Below are 6,133 nucleotides of genomic sequence, written 5' to 3'. Positions count from 1 at the left end.
AAGCGATTGTTCTTTCCATTTTGGTAAGCCTAAATATCTTTAAAATAATATTTAGATATTTAGTTAAATATTTATATTTAAAAAATAATTCTTAATAGATTTGCAAAAGTACAGATGTTAGAAACTTAAACTTATAAAAACATGAAAAATTTATATTTAATTAGCCTTTTATGTATTTCGACAGGGGTTATTGCCCAAGAAAATACATTAATTTACACTACTGCCGATATTTGGCCAACGTATCCACAAGGCAATAAAGCACTCTATACTTTCATTTGTACAAACCAGAATGTATCTGTTGAAGCAATTCCGAGTGAAAAAAACAAGAATATCGTCTTTGTCAGATTTGTCGTTGAAAAAGATGGTAGTCTGTCTGGGCACAAGGTGATGAGAGGAATCAATCAAACTTGTGATGCAGAAGCATTGAGAATAACAAAACTTCTTTCTAAGTGGAATCCGGGAGGAACGATTCGATTTAATAAATTTCAGCCCTTACGTATGTACATGACAATTGCTGTAAAATTTTTTCGAAATTTTTCTGACTGTGAAGCATCTTATTATCAGTTAATTACAAAATAAGTAGAAAAAAAAATAGTTTTTTTTTATTGTAAGACTTGACAAGTAAAGAAAATCGCTATACCTTTGCACCACATTAAGACAGAGACACCAAAACAAAGTCAAAATGTAAACGCGAAAGTAGCTCAGTTGGTAGAGCGTAACCTTGCCAAGGTTAAGGTCGCGTTTTTTTTTGGTTCGAGACCCGTCTTTCGCTCGAAAGAGTAAGCACCTTACTGGTGCTTTTTTTTTCAGAGTTGGTCTTTTCCAACCGCCGAGGTGGTGGAACTGGTAGACACGCAGGACTTAAAATCCTGTGAGCTTTTAAACTCGTACGGGTTCGATTCCCGTCCTCGGTACCAATTAAAAGTCTAAAATACTAATGATTGTATTTTAGACTTTTTTTTTGCCTGATTTGCTCATTTATATCTTATTAATACTTAAAGTAAAATCTTTGTTATTCTTAATTTATAAAGGAGTCATTCAAACACACTTCATAAAATTAATATCCCTTACCTTTTTAATAGTATTAACAGTTTCTTTGGTATAAAATAATATGCTACCAAAAATTATTAACCTTTGCCCCACAGGAACGCTTACAACGAAAGAAAACTCTTTTGCTCCAATCTATTATTCTGAAATCATTGACGATGTATTAGCTTGTTACGAAATAGGCATAAGTGTTGTTCATTTACATGCAAGAGATAACTTAGGCCAAAATACATACAAAAAAGAAGTCTATCAAAAAATCATAGAAGGCATTAAAAAGCATGCACCAGATTTGGTTATTGGAGTATCATTAAGCGGTCGTTTCTACAATGAAAATAATTTAAGAGCAGAAGTCCTCAGTCTTTATCCAGACTTAGCCTCACTGACAATGTCTTCTTTAAACTTTCCTAAAAATGCTTCTATAAATACTCCAGATACTATTTTATGGTTAATTGAAGAAATGAAAAAATATGGAGTAAACCCTGAAATTGAATGTTTTGACTCTGGGATGATAAACTTCACCAATCATTTAATAAAAAAAGGTATTTTAGTAGAACCAATTTATATGAATGTAATTTTAGGTAATTTATTCAATGCTGGTACAGATATTTCTACAATTAGTTCTATTGTTCATAACTTACCAAATCTTGCAAAAGTTTGTTTTGGAGGAATCGGACAAGCCCAATTGAAATCAAACTTAATTGGTTTAATTGAAGCCGATGGAGTAAGAATCGGATTGGAAGATAACCTTTATCTAAACGATAAAAATAAAGCAACCAATCGGCAATTACTCGAAAGAATTCATAGAATTATGAATGAACTAGATTATTGTTATATGAGTACAACAGAATTTAAAAATTTAGGCTATGGAAATAAAAAAACTAACGGTTTTGGGGCTAAGTGAGCCAACCCTAACGATGATATTTGATAATTTAGAATCTTGCCAACTATTTCCTAAAGTTAAAATAATAAACAATTTAGGTTTAGATGAACTTAAGCCCTTTCACAATCCTAAATTTTCAATTGATATTTTAAGGGAGTATCAAAACAATAATAATGATGATGTTTTTTTAGGAGCAATAAAGCCTTACACTAAAGTAGCGGTACTAAAAAATTATCTAGACCAAAAACTTAATTTTATTAATATTATTCACCAAACAAGTGCCATTTCTTCAACAGTAGAGTTGGGCAAAGGTATTCTTATAAACAGTTTGGTATCAATTGCTAGCTTTACTAAAATTGGCAATTTCGTTTCTATCAATAGAAATGCTTCTGTTGGGCACCACACAGAAATTGCGGATTTTGTCACCCTAAGTCCAGGTACAAATGTGGCAGGATTTGTCAAAATCGGAGAGAAGAGTTTGATTGGTATTGGAGCAAATGTGATTGATGGTGTAACCATTGGTAGCAACTCCATCATTGGTGCAGGAGCATTAGTTACTAAAGATATTCCAGACGGGGTTATTGCTTATGGAAATCCTTGTCAAATTATCAGAGATAATAAATATTAATGCTTTTACACTAAAATATGTTACATATTATCACCCCATTATACCGTTTTCATTTATTAGAAAAGGTCTATCAAAGTATTCCCAAAAATGATGATATTAGGTGGCATATCGCCAAATCAACACAACGAGAAAAGTTAGAATATGATTTTATTCAAACAGACTCAAGGATACACTTATACGAATTAGATTGCCCAGATGCCGATACTGTCACAAAGCGGAATGTAATATTTGCCAATATCAAAGATGGCTTTTTTTATTGTTTAGATGATGATACCCTTTTTTTAGAGGAAGTGTACAATGTTTATAAAGAGTATCATCATACAGATTTTAAAGGAATGATTATTGGACAAAGTAATCTCATAAAAAAAGTGCAACTTTCTGCAGACCCTAAAAAAAGCTGGATAGATACTGGTATGGTTATTTGCTATTTCAGCGTTTTAGAAAGAGAGAAATGGGAATGGACAGAAATTGCAGGTAGAGACTGCTATTTTTGGAGTAGATGTTATCAATTCTTTGGAGAAGAAAATATTATCTTTCTGGATAAAGTAATATCTCATTATAATTCACTAAGTCCATATTTAAGGGTTCGGAAACCTATATTATTCTGGAATTTTAAATATGATATTTATAACCGTACATTAGCCAGAACCTATATAAAATTAGCACTTACTAAAAATATATTTTATAAATTTTTCTTTTCTAGTAATAACACTATTAAAGAGCAAAAAATAAATCATCTTAAAGCCCTATTAGATGCTTTCTCAAAATAACATTTTTGAGGTTTGTCTACTGACGATGATTATTCATTTCATCGGTATAATAAGCCTTTCAGCCCGAATTGTAGGAATAAGAACTAAGAAATTAGCTTCTTCTTTTTCAATATTCAATATTATCATTTTAATCTCTCAATTTTCAAGTTCTATTCAATCTCCACTACTGGCAAAATCCATTGAGAGTCAAATCATTAATGGTTTACCTCCAAACAATATTACATTCAGACTTATTATTTTTTCGGCAACAATTGGTTCTTGTTTAGGCATATTGGCGTTTCCTACTGGACATAGATTTATGGCGAAAGGAGTTGATTCATTATATTACCATAAGTCTATTTTTAAGGTTTTAATGAAATCTATCCGAAGTTCTACCCTAACACATTTCAGAAAAAGTCTTACTATACCAAGAATTGAAAATCTAATTCGTCTGAGACATTATAAAGATATTTCGGTAAAGATGATTTTACTAAATATTCTTGTAAACGGTTTTATTACTGTAAGTGTATTATCATGTTTATATGCTGGATTTCTAAATCCAAACTTAAGAACAACAGCCCTTTCTCTCAATGGTATAAGTGTTGGAGTTGGAGTAGTTGGCATGTTACTTTTTGTTGAACCTTATAATGCAACTTTAACAGATAAAGTACTCGATGGCTCAGTTTCTGAAGCATTTTTTCGAAAATTTTTAACTTTTGTTGTTATTGCACGTATGATAGGCACAATTGCTGCTCAGTTTCTACTTATACCTTTAGCACAATTAATTATTAAAATTGCGGAGATTATTTGAGCCATATACGGTAAATCATTTTAGTACTTGAAAAACTTCAACCCTACCCAACCTAAAATTTCAACTGAATATTTCCGTACCTTTGTGATATGGATTATTTTAAAAATTTACTCGACTTGCTCAAAACCGAGCGAGAAGAAGACCACCGTCAATATCAACAACTTACCGAACAAACTTCTGCAGCCGAACGCCGTGCCAACGGAATTACGTGGTATCCGATTGCTATTAGGGGCTCAGAAATTGGCCGTGGCGATTACCTCACTGTTGAAGTAGAACGAACCACTCACCAAGATATTTCGCATCAACTACGTGCAGGTATGCCCGCAGTTTTATTTGGCAATCACGACCCACAAAAAGACCGTGTAGAAGGAACCATTTCTTTTTTAAATGGAAATCGATTAAAAATAACGCTTAAAACTGATGAATTGCCCGATTTTTCCCGCGATGGCAAACTTGGAATCGACTTGCTTTTTGATGATAATAGTTACGAAGAAATGCAGTCGGCATTGAAGTATGCTCAGGAAATGGCTAATAAACCAGAAGGGAATTTAGTAAAGATTCTAACTGGCGAAAAAAAGCCAACTTTCAGAACTGATTTGCACCCAATTTCGGTTCCGAAACTCAATGATTCACAAAATAATGCTTTAAATAAAATCATATCAGCCAATGAATTGGCGATTGTTCATGGCCCTCCAGGGACTGGAAAAACCACTACTTTAGTACAAACAATCAAGACAATTATTAAGCAAGAAAACGCCAAAACACCAATCTTGGTGGTAGCTCCGAGCAATACCGCGGTTGATTTATTGAGCGAAAAACTATCAGAAGAAGGACTAAATGTCTTGCGTATTGGTAATCCAGCACGTGTAAGTGAGCGTTTGATGGCACTCACACTAGATAACAAAATGACAGATCATCAACTTATGAAAAACGCTAAAACGCTTAAAAAGCAAGCCAATGAATATCGTAATATGGCACATAAATACAAACGAAGTTTTGGCAAAGCGGAAAGAGATCAACGCAAACTATTATTCGATGAGGCTCACAAAATCATGAAAGAGGTGGGTAATATTGAACAGTACGTCATTGATGATGTTGTCACCAAAACTCAAATCATTACTGCAACTTTGGTGGGAGCTAATCATTATACGATTCGTAATCTTAGCTTTCATACAGTAATTATTGATGAAGCAGGGCAAGCTTTAGAACCTGCTTGCTGGATTCCGATTTTAAAGGCTCAAAAAGTTATTTTTGCAGGCGACCATTGCCAACTACCACCGACCATTAAATCAAATGAGGCAGCTAAAAATGGGCTCAATACTACTCTTCTAGAAAAATGTGTTGCCCTTCACCCCGAAGCCGTAACACTTTTAGAAGAGCAATACCGAATGAATGAGCAAATTATGGCACATTCGTCAAAGGTCTTCTATAATAATCAATTGAAAGCCCATGCCTCAGTAGCGAAACAAACATTGTTTGTCGATGAAAAGCCTCTCCATTTTATAGATACTGCTGGTTGTAGTTTTGATGAAAAATTGGAAGGAACAAGTTCAACGAACCCTGATGAAGCAGCATTTTTGGTCAAACATCTAAATGGTTTTGTAGAAGAATTGAAGAAAAAATTTAGCACTGCTAATTTTCCAAGTATTGCTGTTATTTCTCCTTATAAACAACAAATTTCCATTCTAAAAGAACAAGTAGAACATGCTCCCGAATTAAAGGAGGTTTTAAATAATATATCGGTCAATACAATTGATAGTTTCCAAGGCCAAGAGCGAGATATTATTTATATAAGCCTTACCCGTAGCAATGCTGAAGGGGCAATCGGTTTCTTATCAGATATACGCCGCATGAATGTAGCTATGACTCGTGCTAGAAAAAAACTAATTGTCATTGGCGATAGTGCTACGCTTTCAAGCTCAAATTTTTATGAAGAATTTATTTCCTATACCCAAGAAATAGAAGCTTATCAAAGTGCTTGGGAATGGATGTAATAAAAAAAGGTGCCTTCGACTTCG

The 6,133-nt window shown here is 33.4% G+C and carries 6 protein-coding genes and 2 tRNA genes; all 8 read left to right on the top strand.

Annotated features, from left to right (window positions below):
- Nucleotides 1-141: 141 nt before the first annotated feature.
- The gene (locus tag A6M55_RS01055; protein WP_064196177.1) at nt 142-579 is read left to right on the top strand and encodes an energy transducer TonB; all 438 of its coding nucleotides are present in this window, start codon (nt 142-144) and stop codon (nt 577-579) included.
- 111 nt (nt 580-690) lie between these two features.
- Nucleotides 691-772: transfer RNA gene (locus tag A6M55_RS01050), tRNA-Gly, on the top strand.
- A gap of 56 nt (nt 773-828) precedes the next feature.
- A tRNA-Leu gene (locus A6M55_RS01045) sits at nt 829-917 on the top strand.
- A 194-nt stretch (nt 918-1,111) separates the two neighbouring features.
- Entirely contained in the window at nt 1,112-1,948 is an 837-nt protein-coding gene (locus tag A6M55_RS01040; RefSeq protein WP_064196176.1) for a 3-keto-5-aminohexanoate cleavage protein, read from the top strand.
- Nucleotides 1,911-2,555, top strand: coding sequence for an acetyltransferase (locus A6M55_RS01035; RefSeq protein ID WP_015029456.1), 645 nt, complete (start codon nt 1,911-1,913; stop codon nt 2,553-2,555). Before A6M55_RS01040 ends, A6M55_RS01035 begins: the two co-directional genes overlap by 38 nt.
- 17 nt (nt 2,556-2,572) lie before the next feature.
- Complete coding sequence (locus A6M55_RS01030; RefSeq protein ID WP_064196175.1) at nt 2,573-3,325, top strand: hypothetical protein; 753 nt, start codon at nt 2,573-2,575, stop codon at nt 3,323-3,325.
- The gene (locus tag A6M55_RS01025; protein WP_015029454.1) at nt 3,309-4,115 is read left to right on the top strand and encodes a lipid II flippase family protein; all 807 of its coding nucleotides are present in this window, start codon (nt 3,309-3,311) and stop codon (nt 4,113-4,115) included. Before A6M55_RS01030 ends, A6M55_RS01025 begins: the two co-directional genes overlap by 17 nt.
- Before the next feature lie 89 nt (nt 4,116-4,204).
- Entirely contained in the window at nt 4,205-6,109 is a 1,905-nt protein-coding gene (locus A6M55_RS01020) for an AAA domain-containing protein (protein ID WP_064196174.1), read from the top strand.
- Nucleotides 6,110-6,133: the final 24 nt, after the last annotated feature.

It is taken from the genome of Emticicia sp. MM, assembly GCF_001649495.1.
This window is presented reverse-complemented; position numbering and strand designations above follow the sequence as displayed.

Bases quoted from the DNA above. Each gene is read 5' to 3' on its own strand.
- A6M55_RS01055 (WP_064196177.1), top strand. From the start codon at position 142: ATGAAAAATTTATATTTAATTAGCCTTTTATGTATTTCGACAGGGGTT.
- A6M55_RS01040 (WP_064196176.1), top strand. From the start codon at position 1,112: ATGCTACCAAAAATTATTAACCTTTGCCCCACAGGAACGCTTACAACG.
- A6M55_RS01035 (WP_015029456.1), top strand. From the start codon at position 1,911: ATGGAAATAAAAAAACTAACGGTTTTGGGGCTAAGTGAGCCAACCCTA.
- A6M55_RS01030 (WP_064196175.1), top strand. From the start codon at position 2,573: ATGTTACATATTATCACCCCATTATACCGTTTTCATTTATTAGAAAAG.
- A6M55_RS01025 (WP_015029454.1), top strand. From the start codon at position 3,309: ATGCTTTCTCAAAATAACATTTTTGAGGTTTGTCTACTGACGATGATT.
- A6M55_RS01020 (WP_064196174.1), top strand. From the start codon at position 4,205: ATGGATTATTTTAAAAATTTACTCGACTTGCTCAAAACCGAGCGAGAA.